This is a genomic window from Pollutimonas rozaliensis (genome assembly GCF_048751585.1).
Lineage (GTDB): Bacteria > Pseudomonadota > Gammaproteobacteria > Burkholderiales > Burkholderiaceae_B.
Window position 1 is genome coordinate 177890 of the sequence record NZ_JAZHOB010000005.1, and the last position, 21569, is coordinate 199458.

23 protein-coding genes are annotated in these 21569 nt (G+C 59.4%); 4 read left to right on the forward strand and 19 right to left on the reverse strand.

Annotated features, from left to right (window positions below; genetic code table 11):
- Window position 1 precedes the first annotated feature (1 nt).
- From V0R37_RS10985 to V0R37_RS11010, 6 genes are read right to left on the reverse strand one after another with little or no spacing between them, the layout of a single operon-like run.
- Window positions 2–934, reverse strand: coding sequence for a dihydrodipicolinate synthase family protein (locus V0R37_RS10985; protein WP_420374542.1), 933 nt, complete (start codon window positions 932–934; stop codon window positions 2–4).
- Between the two features lie 48 nt (window positions 935–982).
- The gene (locus tag V0R37_RS10990; RefSeq protein WP_420374543.1) at window positions 983–2512 is read right to left on the reverse strand and encodes a UxaA family hydrolase; all 1530 of its coding nucleotides are present in this window, start codon (window positions 2510–2512) and stop codon (window positions 983–985) included.
- Between the two features lie 51 nt (window positions 2513–2563).
- Window positions 2564–3361 (reverse strand): transporter substrate-binding domain-containing protein, encoded by a 798-nt coding sequence (locus V0R37_RS10995; protein ID WP_420374544.1) that lies wholly within the window; start codon window positions 3359–3361, stop codon window positions 2564–2566.
- 36 nt (window positions 3362–3397) lie between these two features.
- Complete coding sequence (locus V0R37_RS11000) at window positions 3398–4126, reverse strand: amino acid ABC transporter ATP-binding protein (protein WP_420374545.1); 729 nt, start codon at window positions 4124–4126, stop codon at window positions 3398–3400.
- An 8-nt stretch (window positions 4127–4134) separates the two neighbouring features.
- Window positions 4135–4791 (reverse strand): amino acid ABC transporter permease, encoded by a 657-nt coding sequence (locus tag V0R37_RS11005; protein ID WP_420374546.1) that lies wholly within the window; start codon window positions 4789–4791, stop codon window positions 4135–4137.
- Entirely contained in the window at window positions 4788–5498 is a 711-nt protein-coding gene (locus V0R37_RS11010; protein ID WP_420374547.1) for an amino acid ABC transporter permease, read from the reverse strand. The genes V0R37_RS11005 and V0R37_RS11010 overlap by 4 nt, the downstream gene beginning before the upstream one ends.
- 265 nt (window positions 5499–5763) lie before the next feature.
- Here V0R37_RS11010 and V0R37_RS11015 point away from each other — a divergent pair, with 265 nt between their 5' ends.
- Entirely contained in the window at window positions 5764–6141 is a 378-nt protein-coding gene (locus tag V0R37_RS11015; protein WP_420374548.1) for a VOC family protein, read from the forward strand.
- Window positions 6142–6166: 25 nt separating this feature from the next.
- On the opposite strand, the gene V0R37_RS11020 is transcribed toward V0R37_RS11015, so the two are convergent.
- From V0R37_RS11020 to V0R37_RS11030, 3 genes are read right to left on the reverse strand one after another with little or no spacing between them, the layout of a single operon-like run.
- Entirely contained in the window at window positions 6167–7129 is a 963-nt protein-coding gene (locus V0R37_RS11020) for a Bug family tripartite tricarboxylate transporter substrate binding protein (RefSeq protein WP_420374549.1), read from the reverse strand.
- Window positions 7130–7131: 2 nt separating this feature from the next.
- On the reverse strand, window positions 7132–8079 hold the full coding sequence (locus V0R37_RS11025) for a hydroxyacid dehydrogenase (RefSeq protein WP_420374550.1): 948 nt from the start codon (window positions 8077–8079) through the stop codon (window positions 7132–7134).
- A 4-nt stretch (window positions 8080–8083) separates the two neighbouring features.
- The gene (locus V0R37_RS11030) at window positions 8084–9238 is read right to left on the reverse strand and encodes a mandelate racemase/muconate lactonizing enzyme family protein (protein WP_420374551.1); all 1155 of its coding nucleotides are present in this window, start codon (window positions 9236–9238) and stop codon (window positions 8084–8086) included.
- A 220-nt stretch (window positions 9239–9458) separates the two neighbouring features.
- Between V0R37_RS11030 and V0R37_RS11035 the strand changes: the two genes are divergently transcribed.
- Entirely contained in the window at window positions 9459–10232 is a 774-nt protein-coding gene (locus V0R37_RS11035) for a GntR family transcriptional regulator (protein WP_420374552.1), read from the forward strand.
- Window positions 10233–10279: 47 nt separating this feature from the next.
- Window positions 10280–10561: a peptidylprolyl isomerase gene (locus tag V0R37_RS11040; protein ID WP_420374553.1), complete on the forward strand. Its 282-nt coding sequence runs from the start codon at window positions 10280–10282 to the stop codon at window positions 10559–10561.
- A gap of 22 nt (window positions 10562–10583) precedes the next feature.
- On the opposite strand, the gene V0R37_RS11045 is transcribed toward V0R37_RS11040, so the two are convergent.
- From V0R37_RS11045 to V0R37_RS11090, 10 genes are all read right to left on the reverse strand, one after another.
- On the reverse strand, window positions 10584–12122 hold the full coding sequence (locus V0R37_RS11045; RefSeq protein WP_420374554.1) for a PepSY domain-containing protein: 1539 nt from the start codon (window positions 12120–12122) through the stop codon (window positions 10584–10586).
- 15 nt (window positions 12123–12137) lie between these two features.
- Window positions 12138–14261 (reverse strand): TonB-dependent receptor, encoded by a 2124-nt coding sequence (locus tag V0R37_RS11050; RefSeq protein WP_420374555.1) that lies wholly within the window; start codon window positions 14259–14261, stop codon window positions 12138–12140.
- 66 nt (window positions 14262–14327) lie between these two features.
- Window positions 14328–14747, reverse strand: a complete 420-nt coding sequence (locus V0R37_RS11055) for a DUF2946 family protein (protein ID WP_420374556.1) — start codon at window positions 14745–14747, stop codon at window positions 14328–14330.
- Window positions 14748–14788: 41 nt separating this feature from the next.
- Window positions 14789–15466: a 3-oxoacid CoA-transferase subunit B gene (locus V0R37_RS11060; RefSeq protein WP_420374557.1), complete on the reverse strand. Its 678-nt coding sequence runs from the start codon at window positions 15464–15466 to the stop codon at window positions 14789–14791.
- On the reverse strand, window positions 15459–16139 hold the full coding sequence (locus V0R37_RS11065) for a 3-oxoacid CoA-transferase subunit A (RefSeq protein ID WP_420374558.1): 681 nt from the start codon (window positions 16137–16139) through the stop codon (window positions 15459–15461). Before V0R37_RS11065 ends, V0R37_RS11060 begins: the two co-directional genes overlap by 8 nt.
- Before the next feature lie 28 nt (window positions 16140–16167).
- A complete protein-coding gene (gene pcaF, locus V0R37_RS11070) occupies window positions 16168–17370 on the reverse strand; it encodes a 3-oxoadipyl-CoA thiolase (RefSeq protein ID WP_420374559.1) in 1203 nt (400 codons plus the stop codon).
- Between the two features lie 59 nt (window positions 17371–17429).
- A complete protein-coding gene (locus V0R37_RS11075; RefSeq protein WP_420374560.1) occupies window positions 17430–18656 on the reverse strand; it encodes a CaiB/BaiF CoA transferase family protein in 1227 nt (408 codons plus the stop codon).
- 36 nt (window positions 18657–18692) lie between these two features.
- Window positions 18693–19661 (reverse strand): Bug family tripartite tricarboxylate transporter substrate binding protein, encoded by a 969-nt coding sequence (locus tag V0R37_RS11080; RefSeq protein WP_420374561.1) that lies wholly within the window; start codon window positions 19659–19661, stop codon window positions 18693–18695.
- Window positions 19662–19729: 68 nt separating this feature from the next.
- Window positions 19730–20161: a MaoC family dehydratase gene (locus V0R37_RS11085; protein ID WP_420374562.1), complete on the reverse strand. Its 432-nt coding sequence runs from the start codon at window positions 20159–20161 to the stop codon at window positions 19730–19732.
- 8 nt (window positions 20162–20169) lie between these two features.
- Window positions 20170–20640, reverse strand: coding sequence for a MaoC family dehydratase (locus tag V0R37_RS11090; protein ID WP_420374563.1), 471 nt, complete (start codon window positions 20638–20640; stop codon window positions 20170–20172).
- Between the two features lie 144 nt (window positions 20641–20784).
- Here V0R37_RS11090 and V0R37_RS11095 point away from each other — a divergent pair, with 144 nt between their 5' ends.
- The gene (locus V0R37_RS11095) at window positions 20785–21546 is read left to right on the forward strand and encodes an IclR family transcriptional regulator domain-containing protein (RefSeq protein WP_420374564.1); all 762 of its coding nucleotides are present in this window, start codon (window positions 20785–20787) and stop codon (window positions 21544–21546) included.
- Window positions 21547–21569 lie beyond the last annotated feature (23 nt).

A 21569-nucleotide genomic window follows, 5' to 3' on the forward strand; every position in this document is an offset into this window, starting at 1 on the left:
CTTACTTGCCCCAACGCAACACGAGCGGATCCAGCCTTTTGGCGGTTTCAATCAGTCCGACGCGGGTTTCTTCCGTCATGGCCGGGAAGGGGTGCCGGCCGACGGCTGACTTGATGATGCCGCCTTCCTGCATGAGCGCCTTGCTGGTCAGGATGCCGCCTTGGCGGTTCTCGTAGTTGATCAGCAGCAGCCATTGCTGGTAAAGATGCACGGCCCGCTCGCGGTCGCCCGAAAAATAGGCGTCGAAGATCAGCTTGATGCCATCGGGATAGGCACCGCCCGTCATGGCGCCGGTGGCGCCCGCGTCCAGGTCGGGCAGCAGCGTAATGGCTTCCTCACCGTCCCAGGGACCCTCGATGGCATCGCCGCCCAGGCGTATCAGCTCTCTTAACTTGTTGGCCGTGCCGGGCATCTCGATCTTGAAATAGGAAACATGCTCGATCTCGCGCGCCATCCGGGCAAGGAAGGGGGCTGTCAGGTTGGCGCCGCTCATGGGCGCGTCCTGAATCATGATGGGAATATTCACGGACGAGGACAGGCGATCGAAGAATTCGAAGATCATGCTTTCGCCGCAGCGTATCGTTGCGCCGTGATACGGCGGCAAGAGCATGACCATGGCGGCGCCATGATCCAGCGCATGCTGATTGCGCGCCTTGCAGATATCGGTGCTGTAGTGCGAGGTGGTCACAATGACGGGAATGCGGCCGGCTACCCGCTTCAGGATGGCTTCGGTCAAGACTCGCCGCTCTTCATCGCTGATGGCGAATTGCTCGGAGAAGTTGGCCAAGATGCTCAACCCATCGGAGCCCGCGTCGATCATGAAGTCGACGCAGCGCATCTGCCCTTCCAGGTCCAGTTCGCCGTTGTCGTGGAAGATCGTCGGGACGACCGGGTACACGCCCTTGTAGCGGGCCTTGCTGTAGTTTGTATTCATAAGAGATTCAGATCAGGAAATAAACGATAGGAAACAAGCCCAGGGGGCTCACGTGATAACGCTTAATTGCCACGGCACGAATTCGTTCTGGCCGTAACCGTGGATTTCGCTTTTGGAGCGCTGCCCCGACGCGCAGTCAAGCATCATTTGGTAGAACTCGCGGCCCAACTGCGCAATGTCGACGCCCTCGTCGATCACCGATCCGCAGTTGATGTCCATGTCATCTTGCTGGCGGTTCCACAATATCGTATTGGTGGCCAGCTTCAGCGAGGGCGAGGGCGCACACCCGTATGCCGACCCCCGGCCAGTCGTGAAACAGATCAGATTCGCGCCGCCGGCGACTTGTCCGGTGGCGGAGATGGGATCGTAGCCGGGCGTATTCATGAAAACCAAACCAGTCTGTTCAACCGGCTCGGCATACTGATAGACCTCCATCAAGCCGGTCGTTCCGCCTTTGGCAATGCCGCCCAGGGATTTTTCGAATACGGTGGTCAGACCGCCGGCCTTGTTGCCGGCCGAGGGGTTGTTGTCGAGAGCCGCGTTATTGCGCTCGCACAGTTCCTTCCACCAATCGATGACATCGACCAGCTTGCGGCCGATCCGGGGGGTCACGGCACGGCTGGTCAGCAAATGCTCCGCCCCATAGATTTCGGGAGTTTCCGAAAGGATGGCGGTGCCCCCGTTGCGCACCAGCAGATCGACCGCCGCACCAAGCACCGGATTGGCGGTGATGCCGGAATAGCTGTCCGAGCCGCCGCATTGAAGGCCGACTTTCAGGTGGCTGACCGGCACAGCCACGCGCGAAACCTGATTGGCGGCGGGCAGCATGTCTTCAATAAGCTGTATTCCCTTTGCAATGCTTTTGGGCGTTCCGCCGCTGTCCTGAATATTGAATGTCCGAAGCCGTCCGCCTTCGGCCAGGTTTTGCGATTTCATCAGGGTCGCGATCTGGTTTGTTTCGCAACCCAGTCCGATGATGAGCAAACTGGAAAAGTTGGGATGCCGCGCATAGCCCGCCAGGGTTCTTTGCAGGACGGCCAGGCCTTCGCCTTGCGCATCGACCGCGCAGCCGGCGCCATGCGTCAACGCCACCACGCCATCGACATGGGGAAACGGCTCCAGGACGTCGGGGCGCAGGTCGCGCCGGAAATGGTCGGCAATGGCGCGGGCGACGGTCGCGGAGCAGTTCACCGACGTCAGTATGCCTATGTAGTTGCGCGTGGCGACCTGGCCATCCTCACGCACGATGCCCTGGAAAGTGTCTCCGGCCTGGGCCATGGCAGTGGGCACATAGTCTTCGGAGAACCGATAGTCCTTCTCGAATTCGCCTACCGCCAGGTTATGGGTATGGACATGCTGCCCCGCCGATATGGCCTTCTTGGCGAAGCCGATTATCTGGCCATAACGCCTGATGGGCTGGCCTTGGGCTATCGGCCGGATAGCCGCCTTGTGGCCCGCGGGTATCAGTCCCGATACCTGCACGCCATCGACCAGCTGCGCGCCGCTGATCAATTGCTCAAGAGCCACCACTACATCGTCCTGAGGGTTCAGAAGTAAAAACTGTGCTTTCTTCAACATGACCGCCATCTCTTCAATGCCAGAAAGGGGCCAAAGCCCCTACCTGAGCTTTTATTTCAGCATCTCCGCCGGCAAGGACTGGCCGATGAAGTACTTCTTGTAAATATCGTTCAGGCTGCCGTTCTTCAGGTTCTTGGAAACCCATTCGTTCACCTTCGCCTTCAACTCCGGCTCGCCCTGGCGAAGGCCGACTCCCATGGGAAAGCTGATGGCTGTGTACTTATAGACGACGTCCCGCTTGGGGTCCGACTTGACGATTTCAGGCAGCACACTGGCGGCGGCAACGATGTAGTCTTGCTGGCCGGTCAGTACCGCCGTGTTCGTCGTCGCGTCGTCCTGGTAGCGGACTATCGACACGCCGGACACATCTTTAGTGCTTTTCGTGATGGCCTGGTCGCTGGTCGTGCCACGCGTTACCGCAATGGCCTTGCCGGCAAGGTCCTTGGCCGATTCAACCTTGGCGGCCTTGGGGCCGCCGACCACCACGGGAACAACGCCATAGGGCTCGGAGAAATCAATGACCTTCTTGCGCTCGTCGGTAATCGAGAACGACGCCATGATTGCGTCGACCTTGTTGGTGCGCAAGAACTGGACGCGAGTGGGTCCGGTCACCGGGACCACCTGCAGCTTCACGCCAAGGTGCTTAGCCAGCGACTGGGCGGAATCGATGTCGAAGCCCGTCTGCTTGGCATTGCTGTCGACCATGCCATATGGCGGCGCACCGATATCGACACCGACAAGCAAGGTGCCGCGCTTCTGAATGTCTTCCAGGGCGTTGGCCTGAGCGCCCGCCGCGGTCATCATCGCCGCGCCAGCCACGGTAAGCAAGGCAATCTTTTTAGCAATCATAGTCATCTCCGGATAATCATTAATAGTTCATGGGCCCTATAGGCCATTACCGACAAACTGCCGCAATTCGGCCGTCTGAGGATTCTTTAGAAGATCGCCGCTGCCCGCTTCCCAGATCACCCCGTCCCGGACGTAGAGAATCTGATCGGCCACCGCCTGGGCGAATGCCATTTCATGCGTGACCAAAACCATGGTCATGCCGCCCTTGGCAAGATTTTCGATAACCTTCAAAACCTCGCCGGTAATCTGGGGATCCAGCGCGGAGGTGACTTCATCGAACAACATCAACTGAGGCTGCATGGCCAGCGACCGGGCAATCGCCACGCGCTGCTGCTGGCCGCCCGACAACTGGTCGGGATAGGCACTGGCCTTGTCAGCCAGTCCAACCTGGTTCAGCACATGCAGCGCCAGCTCCCGCGCCTCTTTCGCCTTGATCTTCTTGACCTTGCGCGGCGCGATCGTTATGTTCTGCTCGACGCTCAAATGGGGAAAGAGGTTGTAGCTTTGGAACACGATGCCGACTTCCTTGCGCAAGGCGGGAATATCGCAAGCCTTGTCATGCAGCATGCGCCCGCATACGTGAAGTTCGCCCTCGTTGATCGGCTCCAGGCCGTTTATGCACCGCAAGGCCGTGCTCTTGCCCGACCCGCTCTGGCCGATCAGGGCAACGACATTGCCCTTGCACACGTCAAATGAGATGCCCTTCAGGACGGGATCATCCCCATAGGATTTCTTGACATTCTTGAAACTGACAACTGGATTCATGGCGACGCTCATGGGTTGGTCTTGTCTTTCAATTTCTTTTCCAGCCGGTACGACAGGATGGACAGCGGATAGCACATGGCAAAGTAAATCAGCGCGGCCACGGTGAAGACGGCAAAGGGCTTGAAGGTGGAGTTGTTGATGACCCGGGCCGAGTAGGTAAGGTCGAAGAAACCGATGACGACCGCATAGGACGAATTCTTGACGATCTGCACCAGGAAGCCCACGGTGGGCGGAATGGCCACCCTGAAAGCCTGCGGCAGAATAATGTAGGCCAGCGTCTGCGCCTTGTTGAACGCCAGGCAATCCGAGGCCTCCCACTGCGTCCTTGGGATGGACTCGATGCAGCCTCGCCATATCTCACCCAGGAAGGCGCTGGAATACAGGGTCATGGCGACCCCGGCCGCTATCAACGCCGGCACGTCGTATCCCGCTATGCTGATCCCGAAGTACACAATGAACATCACTACGGGCAGCGGAATGCCTTGTATCAGTTTGACGAACAAGCCCGACAGGATGCGGAGTATGCGGCTCCTGGAAGCGCGTGCAATGGCAATCGGCAGGCCCAGCAAGGTGCCTCCGATGAACCCCAACAACGAAAGAACAATCGTCCAGCCCGCGCCGATCAGGACGAACTGCCACTGGCTATAGCTGACTCCGAAAATCATGACTTGCACCCCTGCGGTGTTTTCCTGCCGCCCTTGCGGATGTCCCTGCTTCGGGGAAATGCCATGTCGTAGCAGGCATTCATCACTATGCGCAGCAGCCAGGAAAGGAAGAGATAAATCACGGCGATCACCAGATAGACTTCGAATCCCCGGAAGGTCTGGCTCTGGATCTGATAGCCGACGGCGGTCAATTCCTCGGCTGATATTTCGGACATGATGGACGTGGCCAGCATCATCAGCACGAACTGGCTGACGAGGGCCGGATACATCTTCTCGATGGCCTGCGGCAGCACGATGTAAGCCAGGACCTGGGCCTTGTTGAAGCTAAGGCACGCGGCCGCTTCTTTCTGACCCCGATGGACGGACTCCATGCCGGCACGAATGATTTCGCAGGTATAGCCCGAGGTGTTGATGGTAAGTGCGGCAATGGCCGCATAGAATGCGGGCACCCGGATATCGATGGATGCCAGACCAAAGAACAGCCAGAAGGTCTGCACGATTAGGGGCGTATTGCGCGTCAGATCGACAAAGGCGGCGGCAAGCTTTCTAGGCACCGCGCCGCCCTCCGTCCGGGCGATGGCCAATGCAACTCCAAGCAGGAACCCAAGCAACAGGGAAACCACGGCCATCTTTGTGGTCAACCAGGCCCCCACCAGCAGGCTATGCCAGAACTCCTCGACAAAACTGAAATCGAATCCGTAGTTCATGTTTCTTTTTTCGCACTCATCTAATGCGGCTCCTCGTTTGAATCAGTCTTACTTAAGCCGCCATGGGTGTCTATTGAATTATTGCGAAGTTGCGTTCGCTTTTCGGCATCTGTCTATGAGTACATAGGGAAGAAATGCCGTTCGCTAATTTTCCACTCATAAAGATTAGGGGAAAACCATGACATGGAACGCAAAGGGTTGCCGCTTGCATTGGACCCGCGGAATCCATGCGGGCGCGTTATCCTTTCAAAAAGGAGACCCATTCATGATTGACCATCTGGACCATCTCGTTTTAACCACAGTGGACGAACAGGCCTGCGTCCACTTCTACGTCGATCTGCTGGGCATGCAGCTGGAGACATTCGGCCACGGCCGGAAAGCCTTCCGTTTCGGCCGGCAGAAAATAAACTTGCATGTAAAAGGGCGCGAGTTCGAACCGAAAGCGCATACGCCGGTCCCGGGCGCGCTCGATTTATGTTTTATTGCCAGCCGTCCCCTGGACGAGGTGCTGGCCGCGCTACGCAACAAGGGCGTTGAAATCATCGAAGGACCGGTCATGCGCACTGGGGCTACCGGCCCGATCCGTTCGATTTATCTGCGCGATCCCGACCTGAATCTGATCGAGATATCGGAGCCCGCCTGAGGGCGGGCTCGCGTGTACCGCCTTGCTACAGATTCGCCGCCTTGACGATGCGGCCGAATTTCTCGCGCTCGGCCTGTACGAATTTCACAAACTCCGCCGTCGGCATGCCGCTGGGTTCCGCGCCCTGCCCTTCCAGCGTGGCGCGCAGGTCAGGCAATTGCAGCACCGCGGCAATATCCTGCTGTATCTTCTGCACGATGTCGTCAGGTGTGCCGCCCGGCACAAAAATGCCGAACCATTGCGTCAGGTCGAAGGCTTCCAGGCCCTTGGTTTTGGAAACCGGTGGAACATCCGGCACAGTGGGCGACGCCGTCTTCGAAGATATCGCTATGGGGTGCAGCTTGCCCGCCTTGACATGGGTCAAGCCGATGGGCAGGCCTACGAAGCCAATGTCGATCTGATCCGCCAGCAACGCGCTGATGGACGGGGCGACCCCTTTATAGGGGATATGCATCATCTTGGTACCGCTTAGCTGCTCCAGAAGCGCCGCGGCCAAATGCTGGGGCGTGCCCGAACCCGATGAGGCATAGGTTACCGTTTCAGGATTCTTGGCGGCGTAGGCCACCAGTTCTTCCGTGGTCTTATAGGGCTTGCTGGGATTGGAAACCAGCAGGAAAGGCAGCTTTACCGCCAAGGTGACCGGCTTCAGGTCGGTCTCGGGGTCGTAGGGCATCTTGTCCATCATGTGCTGGCTGATGACGACTTCCGCCGTCGCCGAGAGCATGATGGTGTAGCCGTCCGGCTTGGCCCTGGCGACGTAGGCGGCTCCTATCGTTCCGCTGGCTCCATCCTTGTTGGTGACCACGACCGTCTGGTCCCAGCGTTGGGTCAGCTTTTCCGCCAACAGCCGGGCCACCGAGTCGGTGCCTCCGCCTGCCGAATACGGCACCACGATCGTTACCGGCTTGTCCGGCCATTGCGCCGCTTGGGCACCCGTCATGCTGCCCGCGATGAGCAGTCCAGCCATGGCAAATTTTTTCAGCTTCATCCTCATTTCTCCTCGTTTTGGATTTGGTGAATACGGTCGGCAATGTGCTGCGCAATGAAGAAAGACACGCGCACGTTCGATTCCGCGGTGACGCCCGCTATGTGGGGGGTAAGTATCAGGTTGGGCACTCCCGCGAATACCGAATCGGGAGGCAGGGGTTCCTGGTCATAGACATCCAGCGCGGCGCCGCCCAGTTGGCCACTGGACAGCGCCCTGGCCAACGCTGCTTCATCGACAACGCCGCCGCGCGCCACATTGATCAATATGCCGCCTTGGCGCATCAGCCCAAGGCGCCGCGCATCGGCCAGGTTTCTGGTGTTTGCGGTCAGGGGCACATGCAGCGATACGACATCGGCATCGCGAAAAACGTCGTCCAGCTCGTCAATGCGCTTTACCGTGCTCCACGCCGGGTTCGCGCCGTCCAGTGTCGGGTCGTAGGCGATGACGCGCATGCCCATCGCCTGCGCAAGGTTTGCGGTTATGCGCCCCACAGAACCCAGCCCCACGATACCCAGGACCTTTCCGCCTATCTCGCGCCCCGTCGCAAGCCGGTCGCGCGGCCAGGCGCCGCTCGCCACTTCCGGCGAAGAGCAGTAGGCCGGACGCAGCAATTGCATGGCGCAGCACACCACGTATTCAGCGACGGCCGCCGCATTGGCGCCGATCGCGGGGATGACGGCGAGCCCTTGGCTATGGCAGACGTCCAGGTCGATGTTTTCCAGACCCACACCGAGACGGCCCACCGCCTTCAGCCGCGTCTGCCGCTGAAGCAAATCCGCATCCACGCGAGTCCGGTTGCGCACAATCAGCGCGTCGGCATCGGCCAGCAGTTCGATCAGGGCGTCGCGCCGCTCATGCAGGTCGGGCTGATAATGCACACTGAAGCGCTCGCCCAGCCAGTCGACGGCGGCCTGATCCATGAATTCGGAGATAACGATTCTATTGCGCATGATTTCAGTCCAAAGGCACAGCAACAAGATACTTTCCCGCCTCGTCCAGCAAGGGCTCCACACCCAGGCCCGGCCGATCGGACAAGGTAACGCTTCCGCCTTCCACGACAAAAGCCGGCTGAGCCAGCATGTCGCGCAACGGATTCGGATTGGAATCGATTTCCACATAGCCCGCGCCGCCCAGCGCCGCCTTCAGATGCATGGAAGCCATCAAGCCGATACCGGCCCCAAGCCAGTGCGGACAGAACCACAACCCGGACTGCTGCGCATAACGCCCCACCGGCAAGCAGCCGCTGAAGCCGCCCCATTTGCCCAGGTCCGGCTGTATTACCCGCAAGCCGCCTTCATCGCCGGCTGCCCGGAAGCTGTCTTCGCCGCGCAGGTTTTCCCCTCCGGCCAGCCGGGTGGATGTGCCTTCGGACAGCGATTTCCAAGCCGCCCAAGGCGTATCGGCGGAGACCGGCTCTTCTATCCAGGTCAAGTCGCAGGGTTCCAGCCGGGCAAGCATTTCGCCGGCCTGCTCCGGGCTCCAGCCCTGATTGGCATCGACCATCAAGGTCCCGCCCGCCCCCAGCACGGACCGCACGGTATTTACATTTTCGATATCCTGCCTCGGGTCGAATCCGACTTTCAGCTTGAACGCGTCATAGCCTTCCCGGGCTTTCGCTTCCACCATGCGCAGCGGATCGTCCGGATTAATGCCGGAGGCATAGACGGCGACGCGGGGACGTCCACCGAACAGGCGCCATAAAGGCTGGCCAGCCCGCTTTCCCAGAATGTCCCACACCGCGATATCCACACCCGCAATGATCTGAGCCAAGGGACCGGGTTCGCCGGACTGGATGGCAAGGATGCGCAAGCGGGCGGTCAACGCATCGAAGCATGCCCGCGGAGAAGGCCACGCCTGCCCGCATAGCAAGGGGGCCAAGGTGCTGGCCACCAGCCTGGCCCGGTGATCCGCGCCGACCGAGGGAAAGTTGCACCAGACTTCCCCCCAGCCCGTCACACCATCGCGGTCGGTCAGGCGTATAAGGAGTGCCGGCCGGTTATGCATGATGCCGAAAGAAGTGCGTACAGGCGGGTCCGCGGGAGCGCGAAAGACAAATGCCTCGATCCTGGCTATTTCAAATGAAGTCTCTGTTTCTTGCTCCTGCCGCACGCTTGGCCCTCCTGGAGAATGGCGGTTGTTATGTGAACCTCTGGCTGCCGCGCTTCGCATCCATAAATGGATGCCGGCACAGGAATCACATTTTAAAGTACATAAGTAAATAATACTATACTTTATGACCATAAGTTAATTCAGCCGCTGCCCAATGTGGCTTACACTAGCCCGCATATAAAAAATTGCCGCCTTGCGCGACAAGGCTCCTTCGCCACACATGACCGATACGGAAGTGTCCAGTTTGGAACCAAGCCCTCCTTCTCCCGCCAGCGGCGACCACAAGCGTCTGCCTGCGGGACCGATTCCGCGCTATGTCATGATTGCGGACCGCCTGCGCCAACGCGTCGAAAGCGGCATCTGGCCTGCCGGCGAGCTGCTGCCGTCGCTGCACAGCCTGGCAGAGGAATTTGGAGTCGCCCGCCCCACTGCCAGGCAGGCCGTGCAATTGCTCGTACAGGAAGGCTTGCTGTCCAGTCAGCGGGGCCAAGGAACATTCGTTACCCAAGCGGCCACGCCGATCAAGACCACACCGCTGGAAACATCGTTGTCGGCGCTTGCCCAGACCTACCGGTCCCTGGTGCCACGCATCCTGCAGATCAACGACGCGCCCTGCGCGCTGCCCATAGCGCCGGGACAGGCTCCCGACTATATCCACATGCGCCGGCTGCATTCCCTGAATGGCCGCCCTTACTGCGTGATTTCGCTGTACATCGTCCAGCATGTATTCAATCTGGCACCGGAAAAATTTCGCAACCAGGCCGTTATTCCGCTGATGCTGGCCAGCCCCTCGGTGCACATTGCGCAGGCCCGGCAAACACTCAGCATCGGGACCGCGGATGCCGAGACCGCCTCCTTGCTGGGCATACCGGTCGATGCTCCGATCGCCAACGTAACGCGGACGTTCAAAGCGCCCGACGACACCATCCTGTACTACGCTGAAGTCGTCTACCGGGGCGATGGCATACGGCTGGAAATCGATTTGAAGCCATAATCAGCCTGGGTTACTCTGTTGGTTCTTTCAAGAAGGAGTACTTATTTATGGCACAAGCCTCGGCCCGGCACATCCTCGTATCCACCGAAGAAAAGTGCAGTGAACTGAAAGCCGCAATTGAAGGCGGCGCGGATTTCGCCCAAGTGGCAAAAGATAATTCCAGCTGCCCCTCCAGCCGCGATGGCGGCAACCTGGGCACTTTCGGCCCCGGCCAGATGGTCAGGGAGTTCGACGAAGTGGTGTTCAGCGCCCCCGTCAATGTGGTGCAAGGTCCCGTCAAGACGCAATTCGGCTACCACCTGGTGGAAGTCACCAGCCGCGAAGACTAATTCACGGCGGGCGGCCGGCTTCTTATCCGGCCGCCGCGGCATCGCGCTTGCGGCGCAGGCGCGATGCCCATATCTTCAAGCGTGCATAAGCGATCACCATACTGGTCACGCTTAACGCCACTCCACCCATGCTGAACAGGATCAACGCAATCTTGCGTGCCGCATCCGCCCGCAGCATGGACGGCATGTCCCAGCTGTGCAGGAAATTGAACAGCCAGCGGCCGGTTCGCTGAGCCCCGCTGGAAGCCAGTTCGATCCCGCCGGTGTGCGGGTCCAGATAAAGCCAGGTCCGGTCGCTGTTCTCGAATGCAATGCGCAGCACCGGCAGGCGCCGCTCGGCGCCGCCGTACATCGATGCCTGATCGCGATGAAAATAATACCGGTCGTACTGAAAGAACCATCGCGCCGACGCCATCGGGGCTTCGATCGCACGCCGGCCCGCCCTCAGCAGCAGATTTTCGGGCCACTGCTCAAGGACCTTGCCGGAATTTCCATCCTGGATAATCAGCCGGGTCGAATTGCCGCCGTCGCGTGCCAGCAGGAAAGGCGTTCCGGCCAGGACGCGCCATTCGATTTCCACCGCATGAAAGCCTTGCCGCTCCAGCAAGGACAGTGCCGTGGGTACATCCAGCGCCACCCGCTCGGCGCCTGGCGCACCGCCCTGATACGCCGCCAAACTGGGCCGTACTTTGGCATCGAAGACGGCAAGGGGATTCATCGACATCAAGCCGCTGAAGATCCAGGTGCAGGTGATGGCGGCGAAAGCCAGGCCCAGCAGATGGTGCCAGCGCAGATACCCCGCTCGATAGGGTGAATGGGAACCGGATTTATAAGGCTGGCTGAAACGCCAGCGCCATAATCCCGCCAGCGTGCCGGTTGCCGCCGCGACCACCCCTGCCGCGGACAGGATAATGACTATCCAGGACCAGACGGGGTCGGCGGGGCGATCGCGAAACATATACAACCAGTGCAGCCAGGCCCCGACATAGTTCCAGAGCCGCTCGGCGCGCGGCGCATCCATGACGATCTGGCCCGTCGTGGATGACACATAAAGCAGCGTGTGGGCGGGATCGCTCATCTGAATGCGATGCAAGGGCCGATGGGCATTCAACGATCCCGAGTGGGTCCAGCGGTCTTCCGCCACCATTCCCCGATACGACGGTTCATCGCCGGGAAGGTAGGCGCTTGCCGCCAGCAGGGCCCGCTGCCCGTCGACGAGCCCCTCGGACCGGCCCGTAGCGGCATCGACGGTCAAGTAGCGGCCATTGCCCTGGCGCAGGCGATAGTGGGGCTTGCCCGCGATCGAGGTCAGCACGATTTCCTGGACGGCGTCGGGCTTGTCGGCCTGTTGCAGCGCTTGCTCCACCGATATGCAGCAAGCGCCGGCATGCAGCGCCGGCAGCGAGTGCAGCCGCTCCAGGGGCATCAGTTTGGGATAGCCGACAAACAGCATGACGATGCCGCTAAGGAACCAAAGCGCCATCAGCGCGCACGCGGCCACGCCCGTCCATCGATGGACCAGGTAAACCATGCGCTTGAAGCGCATCCAGAATGTGCTCATGATTGCATCCCGGCCTTAGAATCGGTAGGCGGCGGTCAGTTCGACGCGGCGCCCCGGCCCCTGGAACCATTGAGTCTGGTTGTAGTACACCGTTTCGACGTAATGCTTGTCGAACACATTGAAGCCGCGCAGCGACAAGGTCAGGTCGCGCCTGGGCTTCCATTGCAATGCCAGATCGGTGGTGGTGTAGGCCGGCAGTTCCAGCGTATTGGCGCGGTCGCCGTAGCGCTTGCCGACATAGCGCAGTCCCGCGCTGGCGGTCCAGCCGGGCAGGAAGCGCCAGCTTAGCCACGCATTGGCCAGGCGCTCGGGGATATCGGTCGGCACGTTGCCGTTGCGCGAAACCGCCGCGCCGTTCACCGAATCTGAAAAATCGTCGTAGCGGGCGCGCAGCATGGCCACGTTGGCATCGATGCGCCAGTCGGATGCAAATTCAAACCCCACCGTGGCTTCTATGCCTTGCGACGACTGCTCGCCGACCTGCACGCTCTTGGTCGGATCGGACACGTCGCGGCTTACCAGGCCGTTCTTGACAATGCGGTAGGCTGCCAGTGTCCATTCGCCCTTGCCGTCCCAGAATGCCTGTTTGGCGCCGATCTCGATCTGCCGGCCGGTGGACAGGTCGAAATCCTGATTCGCCGGCGACAACATCAGCAAGCCGCTGACAGGATCGGCCGCCTCGGAATACTGGGCGTAGACGGCCAGGTCCGGCACAATTTCGTAGACGGTTCCCACTCGCCATCCCACATTGGAGAATCGCTTGTCCAGCACCTCTTGCCCCAGCGTCAGGTCGCGCCGCTTGATATCGGCATGGTCGTAGCGCAGGCCGCCCAGAATGGACCACTTGTCGGTCAGTTCCAGCCGGTTCTCCGCGAACAGCGAATACTGGACGGCCTTGTTGCGATACTTCGGCGCCGCCGTGACAATGTCCAGGAATTCGCCCCGGTCGAAATCGTAAGGATCGACGAGGCTGGAACCCGAATACGGCGAATTATTGGAGTGCTTGAAGGCGCTTTGACTTACGTCGAAGCCTATAGACATCTGGCTGGGCAGCCCAAAAACATGCGTATCGAATGTCAGGTCGGTGGTGTTTCCGAGCTGCGTTTGCTCGTGGCGTATGTCGGTGTAGCTGCTGCGCCGGATCTGCCGGCTGGCGGGCAGGTAATCGTAATACTCGGCATTGCGCCAGTGGCGATTGCTTTCTATATGATAAAGGCGGCTTTGCACCGTGGTCTTGTCGTTGGGAGTCCAAAGCGCCGACAGCTCGGCCCATTGGTCCTTGTAGTCTATGGATGCGTCGCCGACGTTGTAGTTCTTCTTGCGCAACGAGTCGTCCAGCTCTCCGTTTATCAACGGCGTGCCGAAATACCGCTGGGGCTTTTGCCATCCCTGGGCCAGGCTGAACGTCAGGCTGAACTCCGGCGACACATCCAGCCGCAAGGCGCCCGACAGCGAGAGATTGCGGGACCTGCCCATGTCGACCCATCCATCCGAATGATTGCCGCTGGCATCGAAACGGTAGGACCATTTGTCGTCGATGGCGCCGCCGCTGCCCAAACCCAGCCGCTGCGTATTGTCGCTGCCTATCGTCCCTTGAATCTCATTCTCGATCGGACCGCGGCTGGGCTTCTTGGGTATGACGTTGACCACACCGCCTATGGCCCCCTCTCCATAGATGACCGAGGCCGGCCCGCGCAGCACTTCGATGCGTTCGACCGCCCAGGTATCGAAGGGATAGGTGATGCCGATGCCGCCATACTGGCGTTTGCCGTCGTATAGCTGCATGACGGAAGACGAGCCGGTGAAACCGCGCGCGGATAGTGCCTGGCCGCCATTGCCCGGATGGCCGACGGCGCTTATCCCCGGCGAGCGGCTGATGGCGTCCGCAAGGCTGGCATCGCCCTTCTCGTCTAATTGTTCGCGGGTGATGACGCCGACGCTGGCCGGTGTTTGAAGCACGGTAAGGTCGAGTCCCGAACCGGTGGATGTTTCCGTGGCCAGTTCGCCCGCGCCGCCCGCGGTGATGGAAATGGCCGGAAGCACGGGTACGGATTCGGCGGCGTGCAAGGAAGCGGATACCAGAAAAAACGGCAGAGCGCGCGCCGCGGCGCGCACGAGATGTGCAGGTTTGCGAAGCATGAAAAAACCTCGGGATTTTCGATAGTGATCACCGGCATCGCCTGATGCCGGCACCATAAAGACGAATCAACCGAGGTTTGCGGGAGGAGCGCGCGACCCCAACGGCGGGCCATGCGCCGCCAACGGCGGCAAGGCCGTGAAATAAACCGTGGAAGGCAATTCCCGCGGCATGGCGCCCGGCAGGACAAGCACCAGCATGGCGGGGATCATGGCTTGAGCGGCAAGCAGCCCAAAGGGGCAGTTGTCCGCAGGGGAAAGCTTCTGCCCGGCGGGGCTGTCCGAATCATCGGACAGGTCAAGCGTGGTGAATGCTGTGCCGCCGCCCGCCGTACACAGTGTCAGGACCAGCTTGCCGTCCTGCAATGCCTTGGCGTCGGGCATGAACCCCACAGGCAGGAATGCCCGGCACACAAATGCCGCAACCGTCAGCCACAGCAAAAGCTGCCGGCCAACCGAGGAGCGGGAGGTTGTGCGTCCGGAAAACATGGACGAAATGCTAGCACAACTGATGCGTAGCCAGCCTGCGCTCAATCAGCGTATATGCCTGTACCTGAACTGGCCGTCGTCAGCGGCATTTTCAGCGCGTCCTGCAAACTGCTAAGCGTCAAGCCTGGAACCAGATCCACGACTTCCACATTGCCGCCGGACAGATCGAATACCGCCATATCGGTATACAGGCGCTTGACGACCCTGGCCCCGGTTAGTGGCAGAGTGCAGTCAGCCACTAGCTTGGCCTGCCCATTGCGTCCGAACAGTTCCATCATGACAAACACCTGGCGGGCGCCCACGGCCAGATCCATGGCGCCTCCTGGCGACGGAATGCCATCTCTAGCACCCGTAGACCAATTGGCAAGATCGCCACGCATGGACACTTGGAATGCCCCCAGCACCGTGACGTCCAGATGCCCCCCGCGTACCAGTGCGAATGAATCCGCATGGTCTACAAAGTGCCCGCCCTGCCTAAGGCTGACCGGCTTTCGGCCGGCGTTTATCAAATCGAAGTCCACCTGGCTGCCGTCAACCGTTGGCCCCGCTCCGATGATTCCGTTCTCGGTGTGAATCACCACCTCATCCTGAGGCGGAATGTAGTTGCCGACAAGTTCGGGCATGCCTATGCCAAGGTTGACGACCCATGCGGGCTTGATATCCTGCGCAACGCGCCGGGCCATGCCCGGGCGCGATATCCTGTTTATCGTTTCAAACATTGCGATCGCTCCGCTGCATCACTTGCACCACACGCTGGACGAAAACCCCCGAGGTCACGATGTTTTCAGGATCCAGCGTGCCCAGCGGCATGATCTCGTCCACTTCGACGATGGCCGTGCCGGCCGCCATGCACATGACCGGTCCGAAGTTCCGGGCGGTCATCCGGTACTGCAGATTTCCCCATCGATCGGCCCGCTTGGCCTTGACCAGGGCAAAATCCCCTTTCAGCGGCTGCTCGAGCACATAGCCACGACCATCCACAACCCGGGTCTCTTTTCCTTCGGCAAGCGGAGTGCCGAATCCTGTGGGGGTGAAGAAGCCGCCCAAGCCGGCACCTCCTGCGCGCAAGCGCTCGGCCAGCGTTCCCTGCGGGACACATTCGAGTTCCACCTTGCCGGTGTTGTACAAGCCTTCGAATATATGCGATTCCCATGAGCGGGGAAAAGAACAAATGACTTTCCTGACACGATTAGCGGCCAGCAGCTTTGCCACCCCCAAATGCGCGTTCCCCGCGTTGTTGTGCACCAGAGTGAGATCCTTTGCTCCCTGGCGCAAAAGGGCGTCGATTAGCATTTCCGGTACGCCGGCGCCACTGAAGCCGCCGACAAGAAGCGTCGCGCCGTCGACGACATCGCTGACCGCTTCCTCGGCACTATTCCATCGCTTGTCCATTGCCATCCCCATGTAGATGCACTGCGTCTCAGACTCGCTCCAGGATGAGGGCGACACCTTGCCCCACGCCTATGCACATCGTGCACAGTGCATAGCGGCCCTTGGTCCGATGCAGCTGATTGATGGCGGTAATGGCCAAGCGGGTCCCCGACGCACCCAATGGATGGCCCAGGGCAATGGCCCCGCCATTGGGATTCACGTTTTCGGCATCATCCGGCAGCCCCAGGTCACGCAGCACCGCCAGGGCTTGTGCGGCAAAAGCTTCATTCAGTTCAATGACATCCATCTGCTGCAGCGACAGTCCAGTCTGCTGCAGGACTTTTCTTACTGCGGGGGCCGGCCCAAAGCCCATGATGCGAGGTTCGATTCCCGCAAAAGCCATGCCCACAACACGCGCGCGGGGTTGCAGCCCGTGCAGCCTCATTGCCTGCTCGGACGCCACCAGCACAGCGCAAGCCCCATCGTTGACCCCCGACGCATTGCCCGCCGTAACCGTGCCCTGCGCATGCACCACGGGTTTGAGGCGGGCCAGGCTTGCGGAATCCGTAGCGCGCGGATGCTCATCGGTGTTCACGATGGCGGGTTCACCACGTTTCTGCGGCACGTGCACGTCGATGATTTCGGGGCTGAACAGGCCCTCGGACATCGCACGGGCCGTGCGCTGCTGGCTGCGCAAAGCAAAGGCGTCCTGATCGGCGCGGCTGATATTGAACTGTTCGGCCACGTTTTCCGCCGTTTCGGGCATGGAATCTATGCCGAAGGTTTTTTGCATGAGAGGATTGACGAAGCGCCAGCCCAGCGTCGTATCAAACATTTCGGTCTTACGGGAAAACGGCTCAGCCGCCTTGCCCATTACATAGGGCGAGCGGGACATGCTTTCCACGCCTCCTGCGATCATCAAGCCGGCTTCACCGCTCTTGATGGCCCTTGCCGCAGTGCCGATCGCGTCCAGCCCGGACGCACACAAACGGTTTATGGTCGACGCGGGAACGCCGACCGGCAACCCTGCAAGCAGCGTTGCCATGCGGGCCACGTTGCGATTGTCCTCGCCCGCCTGGTTGGCGCAACCGTAGATGACGTCGTCGACCTGGTCCCAATCGACCGACGCATACCGGCGAACCAGTTCACGAATAGGCATGGCCGCCAGGTCGTCAGTGCGTACCGACGACAATGCTCCGCCATACCGGCCGAATGGTGTGCGAACTCCATCGCAAATGTATGCATTTTCCATATGTGTTCCGTATGATTGACGTGTCCCGACCGCGCGGCCCGCGGACGGCCGTAACACGCCTAGATGATTCCCTTGCCGCGCAGGATCGAAAGCATATCGTCGTCCACGCCAGGCAATGATCTGAGCACCTCTTGGGTGTGCTCGCCCACGGAAGGCGGCGCCAGCTCATAGTGCGGGGGCGTGATGCCGAGCCGCAAAGGCGAAGCCGCGGTTCCTATCCGAGTGCCGTCCTTGCGTTGCAGGTCGACGCGAAGTCCCCGGTGCTTTACCTGCGCGTCTTCAAATACCTGTCCGTAGTCGTTGATCGGGCCGCAGGGCACGCCATTCTTCTCCAGGATTTCCAGCCATTCCTGGGTATCGCGGGTTTTCATGGTCCGTTTAAGCTCAACGTCCAGTGTGTCGCGATTGACGATCCGCCCCGTCACTTTGCTGTAATCCTCGTTGGCCAGCAGGTCCTCGCGTCCCATCACCTTGCAGTACCGGCGCCACTGTTCATCGTTGCCCACAGCAATGATGACGTGTCCATCCCGCGTGGGATAGACGCCATAAGGAACTAGGCTCATATGGGCGTTGCCCATCCGGCCCGGAACCTTGCCGCTGGCAAAGTAGCTGGTGACCTGGTTGCTGCCCAGCGCAACTATGCAGTCCAACAGGGCCATATCGATATGCTGGCCTTCGCCGGATTTGTGTCGATGATTGACTGCGGAAAGTATGGCGATGGTCGAGTACATGCCGGTAATGAGGTCGGCCAGGGCAATGCCCACCTTTTGGGGACCGCCTCCTTCAAGGTCGTCGCGCTCTCCCGTTATGCTCATCATGCCGCCCATCCCCTGGAAGACAAAGTCGTAACCCGGGCGATCGGCATACGGCCCGTCCTGACCAAAGCCAGTTATCGAACAATAGATGATGTCGGGCTTCACTTGCTTGATTGACTCATAATCAAGGCCATATTTTTTCAGGTTGCCGACCTTGAAATTCTCGATGAACACGTCGCTGGTCCGGGCGAGCTCCTTGATAAGGGCTTGACCTTGTTTCGTGGTGAAGTCGATGGTGACCGACTTCTTGCCCCGGTTGGCCGACGAGTAGTAAGACGAGTCCGCGGCTGGCGTACCGTCTGCCATTGGCAGCCAGGGAGGTCCCCAGGCGCGGGTATCGTCACCAACGCCCGGGCGCTCCACTTTGATGACCTCGGCGCCCATGTCCGCAAGGTTCTGCGTACACCAAGGTCCGGCCAAAATGCGCGACATGTCCAGGACACGCAAGTTGGATAATGCTTTTTCTGCCACAAAATATCCTTAACGCAAGACGTTGCCTGCAACACTTTATTTCACTGAAATGTTCGCCGCTTCTATGACGTTGCCCCACTTGGCGATTTCCGCATCGACGAACTTGGCGAACTCCAACTGTGTCATCTGGCCCGGCGTAGCGCCCAGGCTGGCGAAGCTCTTCTTGAGTTCATCAGAGGCCAGCACCTGATCGACGTCCTTGGAGATTTTCGTGATGACGTCAGCCGACATGCCCTTCGGGCCATAGAGACCGAACCACGCCGTGGCCTCGAATCCCTTCAGACCTTCCTCTGCTATGGTCGGCACATTGGGAAGCTGTGCAACCCGCGACGAGGTCGTTACGCCCAGTGCCCTAAGCTGGCCCGATTCAATGTGCGCCATGACGCCGGGAAGCGAATCGAACATCATGGGTATCTGGCCCGCCAACAGGTCGCTAAGCGATGGCGCCGCGCCGCGATAGGGAATATGCGTCAGCTTTATGCCCGCTTCGTGTGCGAACAGCTCGCCCGACAAGTGGTTTGCACCGCCTATTCCGGCTGAACCGAAGTTGATTTCGCCTGGCTTGCTCTTGGCCAGCTCAATCAGCTCGCTTACAGTCTTGGGCGCAAAATTCTTGTTCACCACCAATACGTTCGGGACAGTCGCGACCAATGCCAGCGAAGTAAACGAAGACTTGGTGTCGTAGGCGATAGTGTCTTTCAGCAATGTGGGGTTGATGACATGGTGGGTTGCCGTCAGCAGCAAGGTGTAGCCGTCATCCTTGCTGCGCGCCACGTACGCCGAACCGATGGTGCCGCTGGCGCCGCTCTTGTTGTCGATCACGACGGGAACGCCCCATTTATCCGACAGCCCTTTTCCCAGTTGCCTGGCCAGGACGTCGGTGGTTCCGCCCGCAGGAAACGGGACAACAACCGTTACGCTGCGATCGGGAAAGCCCGCAGCGAGCGAAGCCGCCGCAACCACACTTAAAGTCAGTCCCGTCAATACTTGGAATATTTTCTTCATTAAAGTCTCCGTATGATAGTGAATACACACTGTCGTACGGGCCCCGCCTGGGAGCCCGCCGTTATTTCTTATAAGGGAAATTCGAGCAATGCCTCGCCTTCGGCAACCAGGCTGTCGCTTTGGTTCTTAACCTGCACCGCAACAACTATCCAGTTGGCCTTTTCAGTTTTCTTTATTTTTTTGACGACGCCGGTCGGCCGTATCGTATCGCCTGGTTTCACGGGCGACTTCCATCGCGTTTCCAGGCGCCGGTGATTGCCGCCCTGAGGGTATGCCCAATCGGTCAGCATTTTCGTGATCAGGCTGAAGTTGGACATGCCATGCATGATGATCCCTCCAAAGTTCGTTTTACCGAAATCGGACTTCATGTACTCATCGTCCCAATGCAGCGGGTTGTAGTCCAGCGATGCTTCGCAGAATTCCCAGATCGTTTCGCGAGTGGGGCTGAATGCCTTGCCTTCAATGACCAGACCTTCTTTTACATCAAACTTGTTTTCCATTTCTTTCCTCACACGGGACGGATGGTCCAGCCTCGGCCGGAACAGATCACTTCATTGTTCTGATTGAAAAATACATTGTCATGGATGGCGAACAAGCGATCGCCCTTGATGAACTTGTCCAACGCCCTGGCGTGCAAGGTAATAACGTCGCCCGGACGGGCGGGCTTGTTATAGCTCCATGACTGTCCGGCGTTGATGGTGCCCGGGCTTCTCATCCAGTCGTCGTTCGGTGTGCAGGAAAACATCAACAACACATGGATCGACGGTGGAGCGATGATGCCGCCGTGAACGGTGGTCTTCGCGTACTCTTCGTCGATGTATAGCGGATTCATATCGTCCACCGCATGGCAAAGCTTGTAGATATCTTCTTTGGTCAATGTGTAAGGTATAGTTTTTCTAGGTTCACCCGGGACGATGTCGTCCCAGATTTTTCGAGCGGCATTATCCGCCCAGAAATCCTTTTCGTACTTGTAGCTCATGCATACTCTCCAGTTGTAAACGGGGGAGGCTTTACAAAGCCATCCCTAAAGCCCTAAAATGACCGCTGTGCGGTTATTAACAACCGCTGTACGAACATTTTATGCGTGCTAAGCGTATGTGTCAACGTGTATGGAAAAAGAATAATGGCGTCTTCTGACAGTGAAAGTTTTGTGCGGACCTTTGCCCGAGGCCTCCTGATTATCGAAACCTTGGGCAAGAGCAAGCAAGGCATGACGATTGCCGAACTTGCCGAATCCACAGGCTTGAGCAGGTCGGTGGTCAAGCGTTATCTTCTGACCCTGATCGAGATCGGGTATATGGAAAGCGACGGAAAAACCCATTCGCTTACACCCAAGGTGCTGAGCCTTGGGTTGTCGTATCTGTATTCGCTTCCATACTGGCGGCATGCTCAGTTCGCGCTGGAAGAGCTGTCACAAGCTATTGAGCAGTCCTGCGCGATGTCCATACTTGATCACACCGACATCATCTATGTCGTGCGTATACCCAAATACAAAATTCTTCGCGCCAGCCCGACATTGGGAAGCAGGCTGCCGGCCAATGCCGTTTCCATGGGCCGCATCCTGCTGGCAGAGCAATCCGAGACGGAGCTGGAGCAGTATCTTGAGGCAGCGCCGCTGCATCGCCTGACGAACCAGACCATCGTAAGCAAGGACGCCCTACGGGATGAAATCCATGCGGTCCGTGCAAAAGGCTATGCATGGGTAAAAGGGGAACTGGACGAGTCCATTTGCGGCCTGGCTATCGCGGTGAAGAACCTGGAAGGAAAAGCCATCGGCGCCGTCAATGTGAGCCTTCCCGCCGGACAGATCGACGAAGAGCAGGCGGTTGCGCGCTACCTTGGTTCCTTGAGGAATGCCGCGGCGCAGATCCGCTCATCAATGTAGCAGCGCCTTTTTGCCAGCCGGCT

What these genes read in the sequence shown, in the direction of transcription:
- V0R37_RS11015 (WP_420374548.1), top strand. Translation starts at nt 5,764, where the DNA reads ATGATTGACCATCTGGACCATCTCGTTTTAACCACAGTGGACGAACAG.
- V0R37_RS11060 (WP_420374557.1), bottom strand. Translation starts at nt 15,466, where the DNA reads ATGTTTGAAACGATAAACAGGATATCGCGCCCGGGCATGGCCCGGCGC.
- V0R37_RS11090 (WP_420374563.1), bottom strand. Translation starts at nt 20,640, where the DNA reads ATGAGCTACAAGTACGAAAAGGATTTCTGGGCGGATAATGCCGCTCGA.
- V0R37_RS11010 (WP_420374547.1), bottom strand. Translation starts at nt 5,498, where the DNA reads ATGAACTACGGATTCGATTTCAGTTTTGTCGAGGAGTTCTGGCATAGC.
- V0R37_RS11000 (WP_420374545.1), bottom strand. Translation starts at nt 4,126, where the DNA reads ATGAATCCAGTTGTCAGTTTCAAGAATGTCAAGAAATCCTATGGGGAT.
- V0R37_RS11035 (WP_420374552.1), top strand. Translation starts at nt 9,459, where the DNA reads ATGACCGATACGGAAGTGTCCAGTTTGGAACCAAGCCCTCCTTCTCCC.
- V0R37_RS11020 (WP_420374549.1), bottom strand. Translation starts at nt 7,129, where the DNA reads ATGAAGCTGAAAAAATTTGCCATGGCTGGACTGCTCATCGCGGGCAGC.
- V0R37_RS11005 (WP_420374546.1), bottom strand. Translation starts at nt 4,791, where the DNA reads ATGATTTTCGGAGTCAGCTATAGCCAGTGGCAGTTCGTCCTGATCGGC.
- V0R37_RS11050 (WP_420374555.1), bottom strand. Translation starts at nt 14,261, where the DNA reads ATGCTTCGCAAACCTGCACATCTCGTGCGCGCCGCGGCGCGCGCTCTG.
- V0R37_RS11055 (WP_420374556.1), bottom strand. Translation starts at nt 14,747, where the DNA reads ATGTTTTCCGGACGCACAACCTCCCGCTCCTCGGTTGGCCGGCAGCTT.
- V0R37_RS10985 (WP_420374542.1), bottom strand. Translation starts at nt 934, where the DNA reads ATGAATACAAACTACAGCAAGGCCCGCTACAAGGGCGTGTACCCGGTC.
- pcaF (WP_420374559.1), bottom strand. Translation starts at nt 17,370, where the DNA reads ATGGAAAATGCATACATTTGCGATGGAGTTCGCACACCATTCGGCCGG.
- V0R37_RS11065 (WP_420374558.1), bottom strand. Translation starts at nt 16,139, where the DNA reads ATGGACAAGCGATGGAATAGTGCCGAGGAAGCGGTCAGCGATGTCGTC.
- V0R37_RS11095 (WP_420374564.1), top strand. Translation starts at nt 20,785, where the DNA reads ATGGCGTCTTCTGACAGTGAAAGTTTTGTGCGGACCTTTGCCCGAGGC.
- V0R37_RS11040 (WP_420374553.1), top strand. Translation starts at nt 10,280, where the DNA reads ATGGCACAAGCCTCGGCCCGGCACATCCTCGTATCCACCGAAGAAAAG.
- V0R37_RS10990 (WP_420374543.1), bottom strand. Translation starts at nt 2,512, where the DNA reads ATGTTGAAGAAAGCACAGTTTTTACTTCTGAACCCTCAGGACGATGTA.
- V0R37_RS10995 (WP_420374544.1), bottom strand. Translation starts at nt 3,361, where the DNA reads ATGATTGCTAAAAAGATTGCCTTGCTTACCGTGGCTGGCGCGGCGATG.
- V0R37_RS11085 (WP_420374562.1), bottom strand. Translation starts at nt 20,161, where the DNA reads ATGGAAAACAAGTTTGATGTAAAAGAAGGTCTGGTCATTGAAGGCAAG.
- V0R37_RS11080 (WP_420374561.1), bottom strand. Translation starts at nt 19,661, where the DNA reads ATGAAGAAAATATTCCAAGTATTGACGGGACTGACTTTAAGTGTGGTT.
- V0R37_RS11025 (WP_420374550.1), bottom strand. Translation starts at nt 8,079, where the DNA reads ATGCGCAATAGAATCGTTATCTCCGAATTCATGGATCAGGCCGCCGTC.
- V0R37_RS11045 (WP_420374554.1), bottom strand. Translation starts at nt 12,122, where the DNA reads ATGAGCACATTCTGGATGCGCTTCAAGCGCATGGTTTACCTGGTCCAT.